The sequence below is a fragment of the Pseudomonas sp. MWU318 genome, assembly GCF_016756945.1.
GTDB classification, from domain to species: Bacteria; Pseudomonadota; Gammaproteobacteria; order Pseudomonadales; family Pseudomonadaceae; genus Aquipseudomonas; species Aquipseudomonas putida_A.
Genome location: NZ_JAESJL010000009.1, coordinates 61206 through 81973 on the forward strand (window position 1 = coordinate 61206; position 20768 = coordinate 81973).

The window sequence follows — 20768 nt, forward strand, 5'->3', positions numbered from 1 at the left end:
TTTGCTTAAATGCGGCCCTCTGGCGCATACGGCGCCGGATCAATAATCGGCGCACGCCCCAGCATCACATCGGCGAACAACTGACACGACGCCGGCGCCAGCACCAGGCCATTGCGGTAATGCCCGCAGTTCAGCCACAACCCCTCAAACCCCGGCACGCGGCCGATATACGGGATTCCCTCAGGCGAGCCCGGGCGCAAACCGGCCCAGTGCCCCACCACTTCGGCCCCCGCCAGCGCCGGCAGCAGCTCGACCGCCGAAGCCTTGAGGCTCTGCAACGCGACCTCGGTCGGGGTCTTGTCGAAGCCTTCGTGCTCCAGGGTACTGCCGATCAGAATGTGCCCGTCGCGACGCGGAATCGCATATCGTCCCTTGGCCAGCACCATGCTCGGCAGGAAATCCGCTGCACACTTGTAGAGAATCATCTGGCCCTTGACCGGCTCGACCGGTAGCGTCAGGTCCAGCGTCTTGAGCAGATCACCGCTCCACGCCCCGGCCGTCAGCACGATCTGCTCGCTGCGGATCAAGCCCTTGGACGTCTCGACGCCAACCACCCGCTCGCCTTCGCGAACAAAGCCGCTGACTTCGCATTGCTCGTGAATCGTCACGTTCGGCAGCGCGAGCAAAGCGGCTTTCAGCGATTTGACCAAACGCGGGTTACGCACATTGGCCACATCGGCCATGTAGATCGCCCGGGAGAACCCGCCGCTCAGCACCGGCACCGCATCGTGCGCCGCCGAGATATCCACAGCCCGCAGCGGACGGTTTTCTCGCTTGGCCCAGGCCAGTGCCTCGGCTTCATCCTCCAGATCCAGCCAATACAGGCCGGTGGTGTGCACTTCGGGATCAACCCCGGTATCGGCAAACAGCCGCTCGCCCAGCTGTGGATAAAAATCCTGCGACCAATGCGCCAGCGCGGTGACTGCCGGGCTGTAGCGCCACGGGTACAGCGGCGAAACGATACCGCCGCCGGCCCAGGACGATTCCTGGCCGACGTTCGAGCGATCCAGCAGCACCACGCTGCGCACTTCGGAGGCGAGGTTGTAGGCGGTCAGCAGGCCAATCACCCCGCCACCGACAATCACCACTTGCTGTTGCCTGGTCATGTTTGATCCAACCGTAAAAAAGACAGTGGGCGCAAAAGGCGCCCTTGAGAAGGTACCTCAGCGGCCCCAGCAATCCTTGGTGGTCAGCCCGGTGGTTGCGTTGTTCATGCCTCTGACACCCGTATTGGTCAGGGTGAAATCCCCGCACTTGTCGGTGGCCATGGCAGTACCAGCCTTGCGGGTGGCGGTCAGCAGGAAGGTCTGGTCAGCGATTGTCGGGGTGATGGTGTAGAAATCATTGCCCGTGCTCAGACCGGTGATGCCGGTGTAGACGTTGTTTTTGGTATAGAAACGCTCGAGGCTCTGCGCCTGCTCCGAGAGCAGCGACACCACTTCAGCGCGACGGCCCTTTTTCAGGTATTCGGTGTAACTCGGTGCGGCGATGGTGATGATGATCCCGATGATCGCAATCACGATCATGATTTCGATCAGGGTGAAGCCTTGGTTGACTCTGCGCATGCCTCAAACTCTCACTTACTGTATTTGTCGCCACATGATACGACGGCTGCCACCGCCGGATTTTTCCACCAGTGTGGTGACGGTGCCACTGGAATCGTTGACGATCTTGCGCGTCGCGCCATTGACGATGGCGTTCAGGGTCGGAATCCCGCCGGTGAACACCACGCCGCTGGAAATCGTGTCATTGCTGTCGACCACACCATCGGCGTTGGTGTCGAGCACCGCGTAGTTGAGCATCTTACCGCTGAACGCATCGAGTTCGACCAGTTTGCCGGTGCCGAAATTGGCACACGGGTCGGTGGTATCGACACTGGCGGTGGTAAACACGATGCGTCCGAGCACCAGACTGGCCTGATTGATCACCCGCTCGCCGGTCAGCACGTTGTTGTACACCAACGGCAGGTACCAGCCCTTCTCCCCCGGATAGGTCGTGTCGTTCTGGCTAGTGGTGATGAACTGCCCGGTGCTGCCGGAGAACACTCCAGTCACTGCCTGCGCCTGCAGGCTGCTGACCGTCAGTTGCCCGGAACCGCCGTCGGCATCCCACACCGAATAAAATGCCTGCAGATCCTTGTTGGTCTTGTCGGCGGTCTCGTTGAATTTGCCGGTGCCGACGAAGATCTGTTTGCCCCCCAGCGAATTGTCCGCCAGCAGCGGCTGCGCGGTGATCGGCTGACTCGCCCCGCCTGCCGTGGTGAACAACGGTTTACCGGAGAACGCCACACCCCAGCTGTCAGTCGACGTCGCGCTCAGATCGAACTTCCACAATCGCCCTTTCAGGTCACCGCCGTAAGCGGCCTGCACCACGTTGGAAGAATTGACCTTGAGCTTCACCGACGACAGGCCATTGGTGGTTTCGGTGCTGTCGATCACGATCTTCTTGATCAGCGAACCGTCACGCACATCCAGCACATACAACGCCGCCACCCCGGAGTTGCTGCCATAACCATTGGCAATGAATGCCGCCCAGCGACCATCGGCCAAGCGTGCCACTTCCGGCCGGGCATAGGCGTAACCCAGATCATTGAATGCGTTGGCAGTGTTCGCCGTGGCGGGTGCACTGACTTCCCACAGGGCATTGAGCACATTGCCCGCGGACGCATCGAACAGTTGCAGCGCATAGAACGTCTTACCGCCAGCACCGGTGCCGCCGATGGCCACGGTTTTCCAGGCACTGTTGAACTGAAGGTCGTAGACCCCGACCTGGCCGTCCACCAGAAACTTGTGGCTGACGCCATTGATGTAAGCCGGGTCGGCAATCAGCCGCAGCGACGGCAACACGCTGGACGGCATGTAGGCATAACGCCGGGTGCCGTTGGCCGAGTTGATCACGTTGACGAAACCGTCGTTGGCATTCACCACCAGACTCGAATTCATGTTCGCCGCTTTGGTGGTCAGGTACGTGGTGTAGGTGGTGTCGCCCGAGAGGTCGGAGGCGGTTTTGTCGCTGGGCGAGGCCAGCACCAGCGGCGAGTTGATGATGTCGCCGAGCAACACGCTGCGCACTTTCAGCCCGGTCTTGTTGGTGCCCTTGCTCCACTCCACCAGATCGCTGCCGCTGATACCGGTGGGCAGGCTCTGGCTCAGCGTGGTCTGCTGGGTCGCGGAAAAGTTGCCGTAAGCCAGAGTCACGGCGGCGTTACTGGTGGTGTTCCACGATTGATAAGTCGGTGCGGTCGCGCCCGGCACGATCGTGGTATCGGTGGTCCACAGGGCTGTCGAAGTATTCACCGCGCCAGCCGAAGTGAAGCCAAAGGATTTGATCGTGCCGCGCCAGTCCTTGGGGTCGTAGCTGGTCTGGAAATAACTGGTGCCACTGGCCAGCGTAGTGCCGCTGGTGACGCCGCTGCCCCCGGACCCGGCCTTGGAGGTGATGTCGCTCAAGGCCGAGGACAGCGCGGTGTTGAGGCCGGTGCTGTCGGTGGCCTGGTAATACTTGCCTTGCCCATAGGCAGCGGCGTCGGAAAGCATGTCGTTGTCGGCAGTAAAGCCGACGGTGTAGGTGTTCATGTTCTGCTTGGGAAAATCCGCCGAGCCCCAGCTCTTGCCCGCGAGATCGGTACCTGTCGACCGCATGTCGATGTCGAACGCAAACTTGGCAATGTCATCCAGATACAGCGTGTCACCCTCGTTATCGCCATTGAGGTTGTTGCCATCATTATTGATGCCATCCCAGTTCGGCAGACGACTGCCACCCAACGGATCGTTGGTTGGGAAGGTGCGATCGTAGGTCGGCAAACCGTCAGTGATCACCACGCCGTAGTTCTTTTGGCAGCGGTACTGGATCGGACTGGTGTAAGTGGTGGGTGTGCTGTTGTAGTACGGCGTCATGCCGCGCATGTACCGGGTGATTTCGTAATAGGTTTCTGCCAGCGGCGTGTTGGCCACGGCCCCCAAACCACCGATCGCCGAAATCAACGCATTGTAGTTGGCGTCGGCCTGCGCCTGGGTCACGCTGCCGGAGACCGGCGACAGATCACTGATGGAACGAGCGATGTATCCACCGTTCCCGGGGTTGTTGCTGGTCACCGGGTTGAAGGTCGACAGGCCCATGCGCAAGTTACGGTTGCTGGTGACCAGTGCGGTGGACACGTTGCGCGCGACGTTGATCCGATAGTCGTTGGGAATCGCCCCGGTGGTGAAGTCGCGGGTGCCGTTGTTGATCGCCAGCCCGACCACATAGGCGATGTAATCCCCCGTGTAGCGAGTATTGCCGCCGCCCACCGGATCCGGCAGTTTCAGGCACAACGGCGCGACGCTGTTGTTGTAGAAGGCGAAGGCGCCGCCGGAGCAACCGGAGGTCGGCAGGTTCGAGAGAAACACCGGATCGCCAGTGATCGCCGTCGAACTCAGGCACAGCCCGAGCAACGCATTACATTGCCGGGCCGGTGTACGCGTGACGTCGGGGTCGAATCCTGCCGCGTAAATGATGCTGTTCATGCTGCCGGAATCATCGATCAGCAACATCACGTTGGGCGGCACCGCCGCAGCACTCAACAGTGGCGAATCGGACGGCGTGAACGCATACGCCGGCGCCGCCAGATACAAGCTCAGCAGCATCCCCGCCAACAACGTCCGGCAGCGCTCAATACTTCGCATAGACACTCTCCACCACACTGCGCGAAGTACCAGCAATGCCGACAGCGGTCACTCGGTACAGGGTCGCCGACGTGTTGCTCGGCACGTTGACCGCCGTCAGGGTGGTGCCAATGTTCTGCACCCCATAAAAGCCATTACCGGCAGCGATCCACGTGACCCCGGAAGTCGAATTGAGCCCCGCCGCACTGACCACCGCAGACTCCGCCGGCGGTGCACACTGCGTGGTGCTGGCACACACCGCCAGCGAATAACTGTCGAGTTGCACCGCACTCTCGCCGATGCGCAACGCCGCCTCGGCGGTCTGGAACGACTGATTGCGCAGGCTAACGCTGCCGGCCATTTTTTCCTGCAGATTGGCACTCTGCATCGACGATAGCCCGATCAAGGTCAGCAGCAACAGAAACACCAGACTGACCAGCAACACCATGCCACGCTGGTTTTGCCGCTGGTCGAAAGTCATCCTCATCGGCCCGCCCCTCATTGCAAGCGGTTGCGCAAAGCGGCAACCACGTTGAAGGTTTGGTTGGCCACCCGGTTGTTCGGGTCGGTGAGGGTCAGGCTCAGTCGCACACTGCGGATGCGTGCCGGATCGCTGGGATTGGCGCTGTACGAGGACGCCGCGACATCGGTGGCGGACGTCGCCAGACCGAACATGACTGTGAACGCGCTGACGTTGTTCACCAACACCTGTTGGGTCGGCGTGCCGCTGCCGGTGCCCATGAGAATCTGGTTGTTGCTGAAGCTGTAGATCAAGCGGCGGATCGGAAAGGCGATCTGCCCGCTCGCCGCCGCCCGCAACCCGGTATAGGCCGTGGCGCTGTTGCGGCAATCGGAGACCACCGTCCAGGTCGGCGTGCCACCACTGCCGCCGACATCAGCGGTAACCAGAGTCAGCTTGAGGTTGCTGTTGTCCCAACTGATCGGGGTGATCTGCGCCGCGGTGAAATCCCCTGCCGAGCTCGCATCAGTAATCGTGCCCAGACAGCCGAACATGCCGACCATGCGCAATTCCTGAATCATCTTGCTCAGGACAAAACGTGCGTCTTCCTGCATCGCGGCAGCGGTGTTCTGGCTGACGTAAGTGTTTTTAGCGGCGAGGAACGTCTGCACCACGCCCAGCACGATGATCAGCCCAATCGCCAGGGCGATGAGCATTTCGATCAGGCCGAAACCTCGATTGGAGCGCTTCATGGGCCGGCCACCGGATCGACCGTGGCACGACTGGTCAGGACGAAACTGCGCGTGGCGCCGGTGGCATTCGCCGCCCGTGAGTCATTCCAGTTGATGGTGATGGTGTACACCCGTTGATTGAGGGTGATCGTGCCGGTTGCGGTCGGCCCGCCGAAATTGACGATGTTAGTAGTGAAATCGTAGAGATCCTGATCTCGCGCCACGCTGAGGTTGCCCGAGGTCGGCGGCGTGACGGTGTAATCAGCGGCGGCGTTGGCGCGGATGCGGTCCATCATGTCGTAGGCAATGAAGCTCGCCTGACTGGTCATCCGCGAACTGTCGGTGTACTTCAGCGCATTCACTTGAACGGCTGCCGCGCCCAATATGCCGACGGTCAGAATCAGCAACGCGACCAGCACTTCGATCAGCGACATGCCCTCCTGTGCCTGTGTGCTCCCTGCCCTCATCCGCAACTTCCACCCAATTGAATTCGTCCATTCAGACACACGTTCAGCGTCCTGCTTTGCGTTCCCAACACGTAGCTGATGACTACCGCCGTCGACGGCGCCGCCAGACCGCCCAGATTATTGAAATCCAGTGCGGTCACTCCTGAGGGTAGCGTCAGAGTCGCGCCGCTGCTCATCGCTGGAACAACCCGCAATACATTCGCCGGTGTGCCAGTACTGTCGTAGACCGACAATTCGCCGGTCCACACGCTGCCGCCGGCGCTCGGGCGCAAGCGTGTGGTCACGCCGCGATCAATCGCCTCCAGCCGCGCGTAGTTGATGGCGCGCTGCAGGTCGCCCATTTCGGTGTCGGCCTTGCTGCTCTGGATCGAGCGGGTAAAACCCGGCACCGCCAGGGTGATGAGGATCACCATCACCGCTACCGCAGCCAACAACTCGGGCAGCGTGAAACCTTTTGTACGATGATCCATCGATGCCCTCCGTTGCCGTCGGCTATACCTGCTTCTACAAACTAGAACATTCAACCGGCCTGCGTCGGTTGATTTGCCCTGCCCGGCGAAAAGGATCCCGCCGGGCTTCATGCTCCACGGAGGGAGTTGTCATGCCGCAACAGGGTTTCAGCCTGATTGAATTGCTTATGGGACTGGCGATTGGCGCAATTGTTCTGGCGCTGGTCAGTCCGGCGTTTGCCGCCTTCAGCGAATCGACGCAGCGCGACCAGGCGGCGCAGTCGCTGCTCGACGGAATTCGCAACGCCCGCACCCTGGCCATCACCCGCAATCAGAGCGTGGTGATCCATGGCATCAACGGCGACTGGAGTCAGGGCTGGAGGATCATTCTGGATATCAGCGGCAAGGGGCCGCAGGACAGCAGCAATCCGCTGCTGGTGGAGCAAGCGAGTGACGGGCGGACACCGATTGTCGGCAATTGGGCGGTCAGTCGTTATGTGCGCTTCAGCAGTCTGGGACAACCACTGATGCCCGGGCGGGCGTTTCAGGCAGGGACATTACATATCTGTTCGGCACGCGAGCCGGTCAGCCAGCGCCAGGTAGTACTGGCGGCAACTGGCCGGGTGCGCCTGACCAGCGCGAAGGCTGAGCAGGCGCTGTGCCTGAAGAAGAGCGTTAGATCGAGCGGACGCGCAGCTCTTTCGGCATAGAGAACGTGATGTTCTCTTCGCGGCCGGCCAGCTCGTCGGCACCGGTCGCACCCCAGGCTTGCAACTGCTGGATCACGCCGCGCACCAATACCTCCGGCGCGGAAGCACCGGCGGTGATGCCGATGCGCTCGACACCCTCGAACCAGCTCTTCTGCAGGTCTTCGGCGCCGTCGATCAGGTAGGCCGGCGTGGCCATGCGTTCGGCCAGTTCGCGCAGTCGGTTGGAGTTGGAGCTGTTCGGACTGCCCACCACCAACACCACGTCGCATTCGTCGGCCAGTTGCTTGACCGCGTCCTGACGGTTTTGCGTGGCGTAGCAGATGTCGTCCTTGCGCGGACCACCGATGGCCGGGAAACGTGTGCGCAGGGCATCAATCACGCGACTGGTGTCGTCCATCGACAGGGTGGTCTGGGTCACGAACGCCAGTCTTTCCGGGTCACGCACTTGCAGTTCGGCTACGTCTTTCTCGTCTTCGACGAGGTAGATCGCGCCGCCACTGCTGGCGTCGTACTGGCCCATGGTGCCTTCAACTTCCGGGTGACCGGCGTGGCCGATCAGGATGCACTCACGGCCGTCGCGGCTGTACTTGGCGACTTCGATGTGCACCTTGGTCACAAGCGGGCAAGTGGCGTCGAAAACCTTCAGGCCACGGCCGGCGGCTTCATTGCGCACGGCCTGGGAAACGCCGTGGGCACTGAAGATCACGATGACATCGTCCGGCACCTGATCCAGTTCTTCGACGAAGATCGCGCCACGGTTGCGCAGGTCTTCGACCACAAACTTGTTGTGCACCACTTCATGACGCACGTAGATCGGCGGCCCGAAGACTTCCAGAGCGCGGTTGACGATTTCGATCGCCCGGTCCACGCCGGCGCAGAAGCCACGGGGGTTGGCGAGTTTGATTTGCATGCTGTGCCTCGTGTCTTGCGCGCAAGAAATAGCGAAAACGGTTGAAAACATTGTGGGAGCGAGCCTGTTGTGGCGAGGAGATTTATCCCCGATCGATTGCGAAGCAATCGTCAAAACAGTCAACGCTTTCCGGTTCTGAATCGCGGTGATCAGATTCGGGGGCGCTTCGCACCCCATTGGGGATAAATCCCCTCACCACAAAAGCCCGCTCCCACAGTGGTTTTGCAGTGTTACTCAGATCGCTTTGACGTTGATGATCTCGACGTCAAAGGTCAGCGTCTTGCCGGCCAGCGGGTGGTTGAAGTCGATAGTCACTTGCGCGTCATCGAACTCTTTCACCACACCCGGCAGCTCAGTATTGGCCGCATCGTTGAAGATCACCAGCAGACCCGGCGACAGTTCCATGTCGACGAACTGCGAACGCGGGATGATCTGTACGTTTTGCGGGTTCGGCTGGCCAAAAGCGTTTTCCGGCTCAACGGTCAGCGTACGCTTGTCACCAGCCTTGAAGCCGAACAATGCCGCTTCGAAACCCGGCAGCAGGTTGCCGTCGCCGACCTTGAAGGTCGCCGGGGCCTTGTCGAACGTGCTGTCGACGGTGTCGCCGTTCTCCAGGCGCAATGCAAAGTGCAAAGTGACTTCCGTGTTCTGGCCGATGCGTTGCTCAGCCAATACCTGTTCAGTCATGAACGGCTTCTCCGGTTTTCTTACTTTTGAACATGTCCAGTGCGAGCATCACCGCACCGACGGTGATGGCGCTGTCGGCGAAGTTGAACGCCGGGAAGTACCAGCGGTTCTGCCAGTGCACCAGAATGAAGTCGATCACATGGCCCAGGGCAATGCGGTCATACAGATTGCCCAGCGCGCCGCCCAGCACCAGCGCCAAAGCGACAGCCAGCCAGGTATCGTTGCGCCCCAGACGCTTGAGCCAGACCACCAGCAACGCACTGACCACGATCGCGATCAGGGCGAACAGCCAGCGCTGCCAGCCGGAGCTGTCGGCCAGGAAGCTGAAGGCCGCGCCGGTGTTGTAGGCCAGGGTCCAGCTGAAGTAATCGGGAATGATCACGATCTGCTGGAACATTTCGAGCTTGCCTTCGAAGTAGAACTTGCTGGCCTGGTCGATGACCAGAACCAGCAAACTCAACCAGAGCCAGCTCAACCGTCCGAAACGGCCAACGGCGTTAGGCATAGTGACGAACCTCGCCGGCGCCGCTGATGTTGTCGACGCAACGACCGCAGATTTCCGGATGCTCCGGGTTCACTCCAACGTCTTCGCGGCAGTGCCAGCAACGGGCGCATTTCGGGAAGGCCGATTTGACGATCTTCAGTTTCAGGCCGCTGACTTCGGTGGCTACCGCGTCCGCAGGTGCCTGAACGAAAGGTGCCACGCTGGCAGTCGAGGTGATCAATACAAAGCGCAGCTCGTTGCTCAGCTTGGCCAGGTCGGCGCTCAGCGCCTCTTCGGCAAACAGCGTCACTTCGGCCTGCAGGTTGCCACCGACGGCCTTGGCCGCACGCTGGATTTCCATCTCTTTGTTGACCGCTACCTTCACTTCCATGATGCGATCCCAGTAAGCGCGACCCAGCTCGAAGCCTTCCGGCAGCTCGGTCAGACCTTCGTACCAGGTGTTGAGCATCACCGATTCGTTGCGCTCGCCCGGCAGGTACTGCCACAGCTCGTCGGCGGTGAACGCGAGGATTGGCGCGATCCAGCGCACCAGCGCTTCGGAGATGTGGAACAGCGCGGTCTGGCACGAGCGACGTGCCTTGCTGTCGGCGCCGGTGGTGTACTGGCGATCCTTGATGATGTCGAGGTAGAAACCACCCAGCTCCTGCACGCAGAAGTTGTGGATCTTCGAGTAAACGTTCCAGAAACGGTATTCGCCGTAGTGCTCTTGCAACTCGCGTTGCAGCAGCAGGGTACGATCCACGGCCCAGCGATCCAGTGCGAGCATGTCTTCAGCCGGCAGCAGGTCGGTGGCCGGGTTGAAACCGGTCAGGTTGGAAAGCAGGAAACGCGCGGTGTTACGGATGCGACGATAGGCGTCCGCGCTGCGCTGCAGGATCTGCTCGGACACGGCCATTTCGCCAGAGTAGTCGGTCGACGCGACCCACAGACGCATGATGTCGGCGCCCAGGGTGTCGTTGACTTTCTGCGGCGCAATCACGTTGCCCAGCGATTTGGACATCTTGCGGCCGGACTCATCGACGGTGAAGCCGTGGGTCAGCAGCTCGCGGTACGGCGCGTGGTTGTCGATGGCGCAACCGGTCAACAGCGACGAGTGGAACCAGCCGCGGTGCTGGTCGGAACCTTCCAGGTACAGGTCGGCACGCGGGCCGGTTTCGTGACCCATCGGGTGCGAACCGCGCAGCACGTGCCAGTGGGTGGTGCCCGAGTCGAACCAGACGTCGAGGGTGTCGCTGATCTTGTCGTACAGCGGCGCTTCATCGCCCAGCAGTTCTGCGGCGTCGAGTTTGAACCAGGCTTCGATGCCTTCGACTTCAACGCGCTTGGCGACTTCTTCCATCAGTTCGACGGTGCGTGGGTGCAACTCGCCGCTTTCCTTGTTCAGGAAGAACGGGATCGGCACGCCCCAGTTGCGCTGACGGGAGATGCACCAGTCCGGACGGTTGGCGATCATCGAGTGCAGGCGCGCCTGGCCCCAGGCCGGAACGAACTTGGTGTCTTCGATGGCTTTGAGCGAGCGCACGCGCAGGGTGTCGCCGCTGACCGGCTCTTTGTCCATGCCGATGAACCACTGCGCGGTGGCGCGATAGATCAGCGGGGTCTTGTGGCGCCAGCAGTGCATGTAGCTGTGTTCGATGACGGTGGTGTGCATCAGCGCACCGACTTCGGTCAGTTTTTCGACGATGGCCGGGTTGGCCTTCCAGATGAACTGGCCGCCGAAGAACTCCAGCGACGGCACGTACACGCCGTTGCTTTGTACCGGGTTGAGGATGTCATCGTTGACCATGCCGTACTTCTTGCAGGTCACGAAGTCGTCCACACCGTAGGCCGGGGCGGAGTGAACCACGCCGGTGCCAGCGCCCAGTTCGACGTAGTCGGCCAGGTACACCGGCGACAGGCGGTCGTAGAACGGGTGACGGAAGTTGATCAGTTCCAGTGCCGAGCCCGGCGCGGTGGCCAGTACGGTGCCTTCTACGCCGTAACGCGACAGGCAGGATTCAACCAGCTCTTCAGCCAGCACCAGCAGCTTGTCGCCGATATCAACCAGGGCGTAATTGAATTCAGGGTGAACGTTCAATGCCTGGTTGGCCGGGATGGTCCACGGGGTGGTGGTCCAGATCACGATCGAAGCGGGTTTGCTCAGCGATGGCAGACCGAACGCGGCGGCCAGTTTGGCCTCGTCAGCGATCGGGAAGGCCACGTCGATGGTCGAGGACTTCTTGTTCTCGTACTCGACTTCGGCTTCGGCCAGCGCCGAACCGCAATCGAAGCACCAGTTCACCGGCTTCAGGCCCTTGAACACGAAACCGCCCTTGACGATTTCGGCGAGGGCGCGGATTTCACCGGCCTCGTTCTTGAAGTCCATGGTCTTGTACGGGTTGGCGAAGTCGCCCAGCACGCCGAGACGGATGAATTCGCTCTTCTGCCCTTCGATCTGCTCGGTGGCGTAGGCACGGCACAGTTCGCGGGTCTTGTCCGCGCCCAGGTTCTTGCCGTGGGTCACTTCAACCTTGTGCTCGATCGGCAGGCCGTGGCAGTCCCAGCCCGGGACATACGGCGCGTCGAAGCCCGACAGGGTCTTCGAGCGGATGATCATGTCCTTGAGAATCTTGTTCAGTGCGTGACCGATGTGGATCGTGCCGTTGGCGTACGGAGGGCCGTCGTGCAGGACGAACTTCGGACGATCCTTGCCAATCTCGCGCAACTTTCCGTACAGGCCAATACTGTCCCAGCGCTGCAGAATCTGCGGTTCGCGCTGTGGCAGGCCGGCCTTCATTGGGAAGGCGGTGTCCGGAAGGTTAAGCGTGGCTTTATAGTCGGTCATTTAAGGCTCTTCATTAGCGATGGGCGCTAGGTGCGGCTAGTGCACGGGCGGTGGCGACATCCGCGTTGATCGCCGTTTTCAGTGCCTCCAGGGAGGCGAAACGCTGCTCTTCACGCAGCTTTTGGTGGAAAACCACCGTCAGACGCCGGTCATACAGATCGCCGGCAAAATCCAGTAGATGAACTTCAAGGTGGGCTTTGCCATCACCTTGGACCGTAGGCCGCACGCCAATATTGGCGACGCCGGGCCAGGTTTTGCCGTCGATGTCCACATCTACCAGGTAAACCCCGGTGAACGGTACGCGACGGCGCTTGAGTTGAATGTTGGCAGTGGGCGTACCCAGTTGCCGGGCCAGTTTCTGACCGTGCAGCACGCGACCGGCGATCCGGTACGGGCGACCGAGCAAGCGTTCGGCCAAGGCAAAATCGGCGGCGGCCAACGCGTTGCGCACCTGAGTGCTGCTGACGCGAATGCCGTCCAGCTCGACGGTTTGCGCGGCTTCCACGGTAAACCCGTGGACCTGGCCGGCCTGCAGCAGAAAATCGAAATCGCCGAGGCGGTCGCAGCCAAAGCGGAAATCGTCGCCGACTTCCAGATGCTGCACGCCGAGACCGTCCACCAAAATGGTATCGACGAACTCACTGGCGCTGAGCTTGCTCAAGCGCTGGTTGAATGCCAGGCACAACACCCGGTCAACGCCTTCGGCGGCCAGCAGCTGCAGCTTGTCGCGCAAGCGAGCCAAGCGCGCCGGCGCGGTCTCCGGGGCGAAGAATTCCCGTGGCTGTGGCTCGAAAATCACCACGCAGCTGGGTACGCCCAACTCGAGCGCACGCTCACGCAGTCGGGCCAGGATAGCCTGGTGACCACGGTGAACACCGTCAAAGTTGCCAATAGTGGCGACGCAGCCCCGATGCTGGGGGCGCAAGTTGTGGAGGCCTCGAACCAGCTGCATAACGCGCTTCTTGCTCATAAAGTGGTCGATTATAACCACACCCGACGGTCGACGACAGGCAACACCGTAACGCAAAGTGATCGAGCCGACAAAACTGCCGGCCCGTGCCCGGTTATAAAGGCTGAAACCTCAGCTCAACGCCTTGCGATTGAAGTCGCGCAGACGGAAACCGAGCAGCAGCAACATACCGAAATACGCCACCACACCTGCAACCACCAGCGCCCCCAGACGCAGGAAGCGCTCCAGCATGTGCCCCTGATCCCAGGCCGGCATGAAATGCATGCCCAGTAGTAATACCGCCGACATGACCGCTACCGCCACTACCAGTTTGAAGCCGAACATGTACCAGCCCGGTTGCGGCTGATACATCTTTTGCTTGCGCAATTGATAGAACAGCAGCCCGGCATTGAGGCAGGCACCGGCACTGATCGCCAGCGCCAGACCGGCATGAGCCAGCGGTCCGATCAACAGCAGGTTGAACAGTTGAGTGACGATCAGGGTGAAGATTGCGATTTTTACCGGGGTGCGGATGTTCTGTTGCGCGTAAAAGCCCGGCGCCAGCACTTTAATCACGATAATTCCGAGCAGACCGACAGAATAGGCAATCAGCGCACGCTGGGTCATGGACGCATCAAACGCGCTGAACTGGCCGTACTGGAACAGTGACACGGTCAGCGGCTCGGCAAGAATCCCCAGCGCCAGCGCACACGGCAACACCAGCACGAAGCATAGGCGCAGGCCCCAATCGAGGATCCGCGAGTATTCGTGGCGATCCTTGCTCGCATAAGTCTTGGCCAGCGTCGGCAGCAAAATCGTGCCCAACGCTACGCCGAGCACGCCGGACGGCAATTCCATCAAACGGTCGGCGTAATACATCCACGACACCGAACCGGCCACCAGGAACGAGGCGAAAATGGTGTTGATGATCAGCGAAATCTGGCTGACCGAGACACCGATGATCGCCGGCAGCATTTGCTTCATCACTCGCCAGACGCCGGTATCGCGCAGATTCAGACGCGGCAGCACCAGCATGCCGATTTTTTTCAAGTGCGGCAGTTGATAGAGCAACTGCGCCAGACCACCGACCAGTACCGCCCAGCCGAGAGCCATGACTGGTGGATCGAAATACGGCGTGAGAAACAGCGAAAACACAATCATGCTGACGTTGAGCAGGGTCGGCACGAACGCTGGCACCGAAAAGCGGTTCCAGGTGTTGAGAATCGCCCCGGCCAGCGAGGACAGGGAGATCAGCAATATATAGGGGAATGTCACCCGCAACAGGTCGGAGGTGAGCTGGAATTTTTCCGGCGTATCGGCAAACCCCGGCGCCGTGGCCCAGATCACCCACGGTGCGGCGATCATCCCCAGCGCAGTGACCAGCGCCAGCACCAACGTCAGCAGGCCCGATACATAAGCAATGAAGGTGCGGGTCGCTTCTTCGCCCTTCTGACTCTTGTATTCAGCCAGAATCGGCACGAAGGCCTGCGAAAACGCACCCTCGGCGAAAATTCGCCGCAGCAGATTGGGCAGTTTGAAGGCAATGAAGAAGGCGTCCGTCGCCATGCCGGCGCCGAATGTGCGTGCGATGAGCGTGTCACGGACGAACCCCAGAATCCGGGAAAGCATCGTGATAGAGCTGACAGCGGCCAACGATTTGAGCAGATTCATTAAGGAAATGTGTGCCTGTCGATAAACAGCAGGCGAACAATGCGCCCACTTGTGCGATACTCCGCGCCGCAACAGCACAGAGCCAAAGCTCGCGAGTTTACAGGTCAAGCGCCGGAAATAAATATCCCGCCTCTTCATACCTACCACTTAGCGGAACGTTTCAAGCGCCCTTGACAAGACTTCTCTTCATCGGCATGATTCGCGGCCTATTTTGTTTGCTATTTCCTAAAAAGTCTTTCGAGGAGCTCGACGGTGGCCAACTCACCTTCCGCCAAAAAACGTGCAAAACAGGCTGAGAAGCGTCGCAGCCACAACGCCAGCCTGCGTTCCATGGTTCGTACCTACATCAAGAATGTAGTTAAGGCCATCGACGCAAAAGACGCTGAAAAAGCTCAAGCTGCATACGTTCTGGCTGTGCCAGTTATCGACCGCATGGCCGATAAAGGCATCATCCACAAGAACAAGGCTGCTCGTCATAAGAGCCGTCTGAATGGCCACGTCAAGGCACTGAAAGAAGCTGCTTAATCGACGTAGTCATTAAAAAACCGACCTTAGGGTCGGTTTTTTATTGCCTGCGATTTAGCGAATGCAGCACAAAAAATGTAGGAGTGAGCCTGCTCCGGGCGGCGCTCCTACAGTTGTTTCTGCGGTGTTACTGCTGGACCGGCACCCACGGTACGATCGGAATTGCGGTTACCGCATTCTGCGGACTACCCTCGATCACGCGATCGCTGTAAACCAGGTACACCAGCGTATTGCGCTTCTTGTCGAGGAAACGCACCACCTGCATGGTCTTGAACACCAGCGACGTGCGCTCCTTGAACACCTCGTCGCCATCCTTCAGTTCGCCCTTGAACTTGATCGGACCCACCTGACGACAGGCAATCGACGCCTCGGCGCGATCCTCGGCCAGACCCAGGCCACCCTTCACCCCACCCGTCTTGGCGCGAGACAGGTAGCAGGTTACGCCGTCGACCTTCGGATCATCGGAAGCTTCGACCACGATCCGGTCATTCGGGCCGACGAACTTGAACACCGTCGACACCTGACCGATTTCCTCGGCCGAGGCCAGCAATGGCAACGCCATCAGCAGACCCAACAATCCTTTTGCCATGCGCATCGCGTTTTTCCTTAGACCAGAATCAGGTTGTCACGGTGAACCAGTTCCGGCTCAGCCATGTAGCCCAGCACGCCGACAATTGCATCCGACGACTGACCAATGATTTTTTGCGCCTCAAGCGCACTGTAGTTGGCCAGGCCACGGGCGATCTCGCGACCGTCCGGCGCCACGCAGACCACCATCTCGCCGCGACGGAAGCTGCCCTGGACCAATTTGACGCCGACCGGTAACAGGCTCTTGTTGCCTTGCGACAACGCCGACACCGCGCCTTCATCCAGCACCAGCGTGCCGCGAGTCTGCAGATGCCCGGCCAGCCACTGCTTGCGCGCCGCCAGCATGCCGCGCTCAGGCGACAGCAGCGTACCGATGCGCTCGCCAGCCTTCAGGCGATCGAGCACTCGCTCCAGACGCCCACCGACGATGATGGTATGCGCCCCGGAACGCGCCGCCAGACGCGCCGCGCGCAGCTTGGTCTGCATGCCGCCACGCCCCAGCGCACCGCCGGTACCGCCCGCCACTGCATCCAGGGTCGGATCATCGGCGCGCGCTTCGTAAATCAGTTGCGCATCTGGGTTATTGCGCGGGTCGGCGTCGAACATGCCGTCGCGATCGGTGAGGATCACCAGCAGATCGGCCTCGACCAGGTTGGCCACCAGCGCTGCCAGCGTGTCGTTGTCGCCGAAACGGATTTCATCGGTGACCACGGTGTCGTTTTCGTTGATCACCGGGATGACTTTCAGCTCGACCAGCGCACGCAGGGTACTGCGAGCGTTCAGGTAGCGCTTGCGGTCGGACAGGTCATCGTGAGTCAGGAGAATCTGCGCGGTGTGCCGGCCATGTTCGGCAAAGCTCGATTCCCAGGCCTGCACCAAGCCCATCTGACCGATTGCAGCAGCGGCCTGGAGCTCGTGCATCGCACTGGGTCGTGCGGTCCAGCCCAGGCGGCTCATGCCGGCAGCCACCGCCCCGGAGGACACCAGCACCAACTCGACACCCGCCTCATGCAGGGCGACCATCTGCTCGACCCAGACACTCATTGCCGCACGATCCAGCCCTTTGCCATCAGCTGTCAGCAAAGCGCTGCCGATCTTCACGACCCAACGCTGCGCACCTGTCACCTTGCTCCGCATCATCTTCAACCTTAGCTTGAGGACAGCGCGACCCAGCGCTGCCCGTTAATCGTGACTACCGATTTCCAGATACCAAAACGCCGCTCGATTGAGCGGCGTTCAAGTTTATCGCAACAGATCAGTCGCGCACGTAAATGATTTCCGGACCGTCCTCATCATCCACATCTTCTTCGTCCCAGTCATCGTCGCCGATGTCATGGACCGACTTCACGCCGCTGCGACGCAGGGCACGCTTGTCATCCAGCGCCTGCAACTGTGCACGGGCTTCGTCTTCGATGCGCTGATCGAGATCGGCCAGCTCTTCCTTGTACGCCGGGTCGTTAGCCAGGCGATCGGCACGATCTTCCAGATAACGCATGATGTCGCGGGTCAGGCGCTCGGTGCCTTCTTTGGCGATGGCCGAGATCACATAGACAGGACCTTCCCACTGCAGGCGATCAACGATTTCCTTGACGCGCTCTTCGTGCTCTTCCTCGAGAATCTGGTCGCACTTGTTCAGCACCAGCCAGCGATCACGCTCGGCCAGCGACGGACTGAATTTGACCAGCTCGTTGACGATCACTTCAGCCGCATCCGGTGCGCTGGTGTCATCCAGCGGCGCCATGTCGACGAGGTGCAGCAACAGACGCGTACGCGCCAGGTGCTTGAGGAAGCGAATACCCAGGCCGGCACCGTCGGAAGCGCCCTCGATCAGACCCGGAATGTCGGCGATGACGAAGCTTTTCCAGCGGTCAACGCTGACCACACCCAGGTTCGGCACCAGCGTGGTGAACGGGTAGTCGGCAACTTTCGGCTTGGCGGCCGACACCGAACGGATAAAGGTACTTTTACCGGCATTCGGCAAGCCCAGCAGACCGACGTCAGCCAGCACTTTCATTTCCAGTTTCAGGTCGCGCTGCTCACCCGGCTTGCCCGGAGTGGTCTGGCGCGGCGCACGGTTGGTACTGGATTTGAAACGGGTATTGCCCAGACCGTGCCAACCGCCCTGCACCACCATCAGTTTCTGGCCGGCCTTGGTCAGGTCGCCAATCACTTCCTGGGTGGCCGAGTCGATCACGGTGGTACCGACCGGCACGCGCAGGATCAGGTCTTCACCTTTCTTGCCGGTGCAATCGGTGCTGCCGCCGTTGGAGCCACGCTCGGCATCGAAGTGCCGGGTGTAACGGTAGTCGACCAGGGTGTTGAGGTTTTCGTCGGCCATCATGTAGATGGAACCGCCGTCACCGCCATCACCGCCGTTCGGGCCGCCGTTTTCAATGAATTTTTCCCGACGGAAACTCATGCAGCCATTGCCGCCGTCGCCAGCTTTTACGCGGATCGATACTTCGTCTACAAACTTCATAACTCAACGCCTCTCGCCATACGGACGAGCCGAAAAACAATCAAGACATAAGACTCTTGCAAAAATGAGCGCAGCGACCCCAAAACACGACCTGCATCGCACGCCGACAGCCCATACAAACAGTTTTGCAAGAGACTCACCCCACAAACGAAAAAGCCCCGTCGCAAGACAGGGCTCTTCCAGCGATCTCGCGATTAAGCCGCGACAACGCTCACGTAACGACGACCGAAGGCGCCTTTTACTTCAAACTTGATCACGCCTTCGATTTTCGCGAAGAGGGTGTGATCCTTACCCATGCCAACGCCGTAGCCAGCGTGGAATTGGGTGCCGCGCTGACGCACGATGATGTTGCCGGCCTTGATGACCTGGCCGCCATACATCTTCACGCCAAGGCGTTTGGCTTCTGAGTCGCGACCGTTACGGGTACTACCACCAGCTTTTTTGTGTGCCATGAGTTCAATTCTCCTAGTGAGGAATTAGGCTGTAATTAAGCCTGAATACCGGTGATTTTGATCTCGGTGAACCACTGGCGGTGGCCCATACGCTTCATGTGGTGCTTACGGCGACGGAACTTGATGATGCGGACTTTATCGTGACGACCTTGGGAGATCACTTCAGCCTTGACGGTTGCGCCAGCAACAACAGGTGCGCCGATGTTCACGTCGTCGCCATTGGCGACCAGCAGAACGCGGTCAAAAGTCACGGATTCGCCAGTAGCGACTTCCAGTTTTTCGATCTTCAGGTATTCACCTTCAGCGACCTTGTATTGCTTACCGCCGGTAACGATTACTGCGTACATGGTATTTCTCCGATAATCCTGCTCACCCAGCTCTTTATAAGAAGAGGTATTGGCTGGCATGGCTGCATGGGGCTGGAACGGCCCAAGTGCAATTGCGTAAGGCAGGTGCTGCCCAGGAAGTTCAGGGTGCGCGATTGTACGCAAGCCGCGAGAGTCACGCAAGTGGCCGTCCATCGCGCCTTGACAGGCCCCGGTGTGGGTCCTAGCATGCCGCGCAACCCTTCTGGAGCAACTGTCGCTGATGCAACCCCAAGCTTTCTACCGCGCGGTGGCGGACGATTTTAACGCCGTCGACGGCATCATCAAGAAGCAGCTGACTTCCCGAGTGCCGCTGGTATCGAAAATCGGCGATTACATCACCTCGGCCGGCGGCAAACGCCTGCGTCCTTTATTGGTGCTGCTGTGCGGCAAGGCCCTGGGTCGCGAAGGCGACGACATGCGCCTGCTGGCCGCCACCATCGAATTCCTGCACACCGCGACCCTGCTGCATGACGACGTGGTCGACATGTCCGGCATGCGCCGTGGCCGCTCGACCGCCAACGCCATGTGGGGCAACGCCCCGAGCGTGCTGGTCGGCGACTTCCTGTACTCGCGCTCGTTCGAAATGATGGTCGAGCTGGGCTCGATGCCGGTGATGAAGATCCTGTCCCAGGCCACGCGCATCATCGCCGAAGGCGAAGTGTTGCAGCTATCCAAGGTACGCGACGCCAGCACCACCGAAGAAACCTACATGGAAGTCATCCGCGGCAAGACCGCGATGCTTTTCGAAGCCTCGACCCACAGCGCCGCCGCACTGGCCGGTGCCACCGCCGAGCAGAGCGAAGCCCTGCGCACCTTCGGTGATCACTTGGGCGTGGCGTTCCAGCTGGTCGACGACCTGCTCGACTACAAGGGTGATGCCGAGACTCTGGGCAAGAACGTCGGTGACGATCTGGCCGAAGGCAAGCCGACCCTGCCGCTGATCTACACCATGCGCGAAGGTACGCCGGAGCAAGCTGCTCTGGTACGTCAGGCGATCCAGAAAGGCGGGATCGAAGACCTCGAAAGCATCCGCATCGCCGTGGAAGCCTCGGGTTCGCTGGAGTACACCGCGCAACTGGCCCGCGACTACGTGGCCCGTGCGATCAAGTGCCTCGACGCGCTGCCGGCCAGCGAATACCGCGATGCACTGGTGGAACTGAGCGAATTTGCGGTCGCCCGCACGCACTGATCTGCCTTCTGTGGGAGCGGGCTTGCTCGCGAAAGCAACCTGTCATTCAACATTAATGTTCAATGACACACCGCATTCGCGAGCAAGCCCGCTCCCACAGTTGTTTCTGCTCTATGCCCTCCTGCGCGTAAAACCCTATACAATGTGCGACTTTTAGCGAT

The 20768-nt window shown here is 60.3% G+C and carries 21 protein-coding genes and 1 pseudogene; 4 read left to right on the forward strand and 18 right to left on the reverse strand.

Annotated features, from left to right (window positions below; all coding sequences use genetic code 11):
* Positions 1 to 5: 5 nt before the first annotated feature.
* From thiO to JN524_RS20605, 7 genes are read right to left on the reverse strand one after another with little or no spacing between them, the layout of a single operon-like run.
* On the reverse strand, positions 6 to 1106 hold the full coding sequence (gene thiO / locus JN524_RS20575) for a glycine oxidase ThiO (RefSeq protein ID WP_202370525.1): 1101 nt from the start codon (positions 1104 to 1106) through the stop codon (positions 6 to 8).
* A 57-nt stretch (positions 1107 to 1163) separates the two neighbouring features.
* On the reverse strand, positions 1164 to 1565 hold the full coding sequence (locus JN524_RS20580) for a type IV pilin protein (protein ID WP_202370526.1): 402 nt from the start codon (positions 1563 to 1565) through the stop codon (positions 1164 to 1166).
* A 15-nt stretch (positions 1566 to 1580) separates the two neighbouring features.
* Positions 1581 to 4664, reverse strand: coding sequence for a pilus assembly protein (locus JN524_RS20585; protein ID WP_202370527.1), 3084 nt, complete (start codon positions 4662 to 4664; stop codon positions 1581 to 1583).
* A complete protein-coding gene (locus JN524_RS20590; protein ID WP_202370528.1) occupies positions 4651 to 5130 on the reverse strand; it encodes a pilus assembly PilX family protein in 480 nt (159 codons plus the stop codon). Before JN524_RS20590 ends, JN524_RS20585 begins: the two co-directional genes overlap by 14 nt.
* An 11-nt stretch (positions 5131 to 5141) precedes the next feature.
* On the reverse strand, positions 5142 to 5855 hold the full coding sequence (locus tag JN524_RS20595; protein ID WP_202370529.1) for a PilW family protein: 714 nt from the start codon (positions 5853 to 5855) through the stop codon (positions 5142 to 5144).
* Complete coding sequence (pilV, locus tag JN524_RS20600) at positions 5852 to 6301, reverse strand: type IV pilus modification protein PilV (RefSeq protein ID WP_202370530.1); 450 nt, start codon at positions 6299 to 6301, stop codon at positions 5852 to 5854. The genes JN524_RS20595 and pilV overlap by 4 nt, the downstream gene beginning before the upstream one ends.
* A complete protein-coding gene (locus JN524_RS20605) occupies positions 6298 to 6771 on the reverse strand; it encodes a GspH/FimT family pseudopilin (RefSeq protein WP_135296591.1) in 474 nt (157 codons plus the stop codon). Before JN524_RS20605 ends, pilV begins: the two co-directional genes overlap by 4 nt.
* A 131-nt stretch (positions 6772 to 6902) precedes the next feature.
* On the opposite strand from JN524_RS20605, the gene JN524_RS20610 reads away from it, so the two are divergent.
* Entirely contained in the window at positions 6903 to 7460 is a 558-nt protein-coding gene (locus tag JN524_RS20610) for a GspH/FimT family pseudopilin (RefSeq protein ID WP_202370531.1), read from the forward strand.
* Here JN524_RS20610 and ispH read toward each other — a convergent pair.
* The 6 genes from ispH to murJ all read right to left on the reverse strand — a co-directional run bounded on the left by ispH (position 7426) and on the right by murJ (position 15006).
* Positions 7426 to 8370: a 4-hydroxy-3-methylbut-2-enyl diphosphate reductase gene (gene ispH / locus JN524_RS20615; RefSeq protein WP_202370532.1), complete on the reverse strand. Its 945-nt coding sequence runs from the start codon at positions 8368 to 8370 to the stop codon at positions 7426 to 7428. The genes JN524_RS20610 and ispH overlap by 35 nt on opposite strands.
* Before the next feature lie 234 nt (positions 8371 to 8604).
* Positions 8605 to 9042: an FKBP-type peptidyl-prolyl cis-trans isomerase gene (gene fkpB / locus JN524_RS20620; protein WP_177325639.1), complete on the reverse strand. Its 438-nt coding sequence runs from the start codon at positions 9040 to 9042 to the stop codon at positions 8605 to 8607.
* 7 nt (positions 9043 to 9049) lie between these two features.
* Complete coding sequence (gene lspA / locus JN524_RS20625; RefSeq protein ID WP_202370533.1) at positions 9050 to 9562, reverse strand: signal peptidase II; 513 nt, start codon at positions 9560 to 9562, stop codon at positions 9050 to 9052.
* Entirely contained in the window at positions 9555 to 12386 is a 2832-nt protein-coding gene (gene ileS, locus JN524_RS20630; protein ID WP_202370534.1) for an isoleucine--tRNA ligase, read from the reverse strand. The genes lspA and ileS overlap by 8 nt, the downstream gene beginning before the upstream one ends.
* Positions 12387 to 12399: 13 nt before the next feature.
* Positions 12400 to 13338 carry a bifunctional riboflavin kinase/FAD synthetase gene (ribF, locus tag JN524_RS20635; RefSeq protein ID WP_042561145.1) on the reverse strand — a complete coding sequence of 313 codons (939 nt, stop codon included), beginning with the start codon at positions 13336 to 13338 and terminating at the stop codon, positions 12400 to 12402.
* 129 nt (positions 13339 to 13467) lie between these two features.
* Positions 13468 to 15006: a murein biosynthesis integral membrane protein MurJ gene (gene murJ / locus JN524_RS20640; protein ID WP_202370535.1), complete on the reverse strand. Its 1539-nt coding sequence runs from the start codon at positions 15004 to 15006 to the stop codon at positions 13468 to 13470.
* A 252-nt stretch (positions 15007 to 15258) separates the two neighbouring features.
* Here murJ and rpsT point away from each other — a divergent pair, with 252 nt between their 5' ends.
* Positions 15259 to 15531 (forward strand): 30S ribosomal protein S20, encoded by a 273-nt coding sequence (gene rpsT / locus JN524_RS20645; RefSeq protein ID WP_003228351.1) that lies wholly within the window; start codon positions 15259 to 15261, stop codon positions 15529 to 15531.
* A 127-nt stretch (positions 15532 to 15658) separates the two neighbouring features.
* Here the strand turns inward: rpsT and JN524_RS20650 are convergent, their stop codons facing one another.
* The 5 genes from JN524_RS20650 to rplU all read right to left on the reverse strand — a co-directional run bounded on the left by JN524_RS20650 (position 15659) and on the right by rplU (position 19397).
* Positions 15659 to 16126, reverse strand: coding sequence for a CreA family protein (locus JN524_RS20650; RefSeq protein WP_202370536.1), 468 nt, complete (start codon positions 16124 to 16126; stop codon positions 15659 to 15661).
* An 11-nt stretch (positions 16127 to 16137) separates the two neighbouring features.
* A complete protein-coding gene (proB, locus tag JN524_RS20655) occupies positions 16138 to 17256 on the reverse strand; it encodes a glutamate 5-kinase (protein WP_027612826.1) in 1119 nt (372 codons plus the stop codon).
* Between the two features lie 118 nt (positions 17257 to 17374).
* Positions 17375 to 18598 (reverse strand): Obg family GTPase CgtA, encoded by a 1224-nt coding sequence (gene cgtA / locus JN524_RS20660; protein WP_003228358.1) that lies wholly within the window; start codon positions 18596 to 18598, stop codon positions 17375 to 17377.
* 194 nt (positions 18599 to 18792) lie between these two features.
* A complete protein-coding gene (rpmA, locus tag JN524_RS20665; protein ID WP_003228360.1) occupies positions 18793 to 19050 on the reverse strand; it encodes a 50S ribosomal protein L27 in 258 nt (85 codons plus the stop codon).
* Between the two features lie 35 nt (positions 19051 to 19085).
* Complete coding sequence (gene rplU / locus JN524_RS20670; RefSeq protein ID WP_003228361.1) at positions 19086 to 19397, reverse strand: 50S ribosomal protein L21; 312 nt, start codon at positions 19395 to 19397, stop codon at positions 19086 to 19088.
* A 241-nt stretch (positions 19398 to 19638) separates the two neighbouring features.
* Between rplU and JN524_RS20675 the strand changes: the two genes are divergently transcribed.
* On the forward strand, positions 19639 to 20607 hold the full coding sequence (locus JN524_RS20675) for a polyprenyl synthetase family protein (RefSeq protein ID WP_003228362.1): 969 nt from the start codon (positions 19639 to 19641) through the stop codon (positions 20605 to 20607).
* Positions 20585 to 20710, forward strand: a pseudogene (locus JN524_RS27585) (metal ABC transporter ATP-binding protein); the annotation flags it as partial. The gene JN524_RS20675 and the pseudogene JN524_RS27585, both read left to right, overlap by 23 nt.
* Between the last annotated feature and the right edge of the window lie 58 nt (positions 20711 to 20768).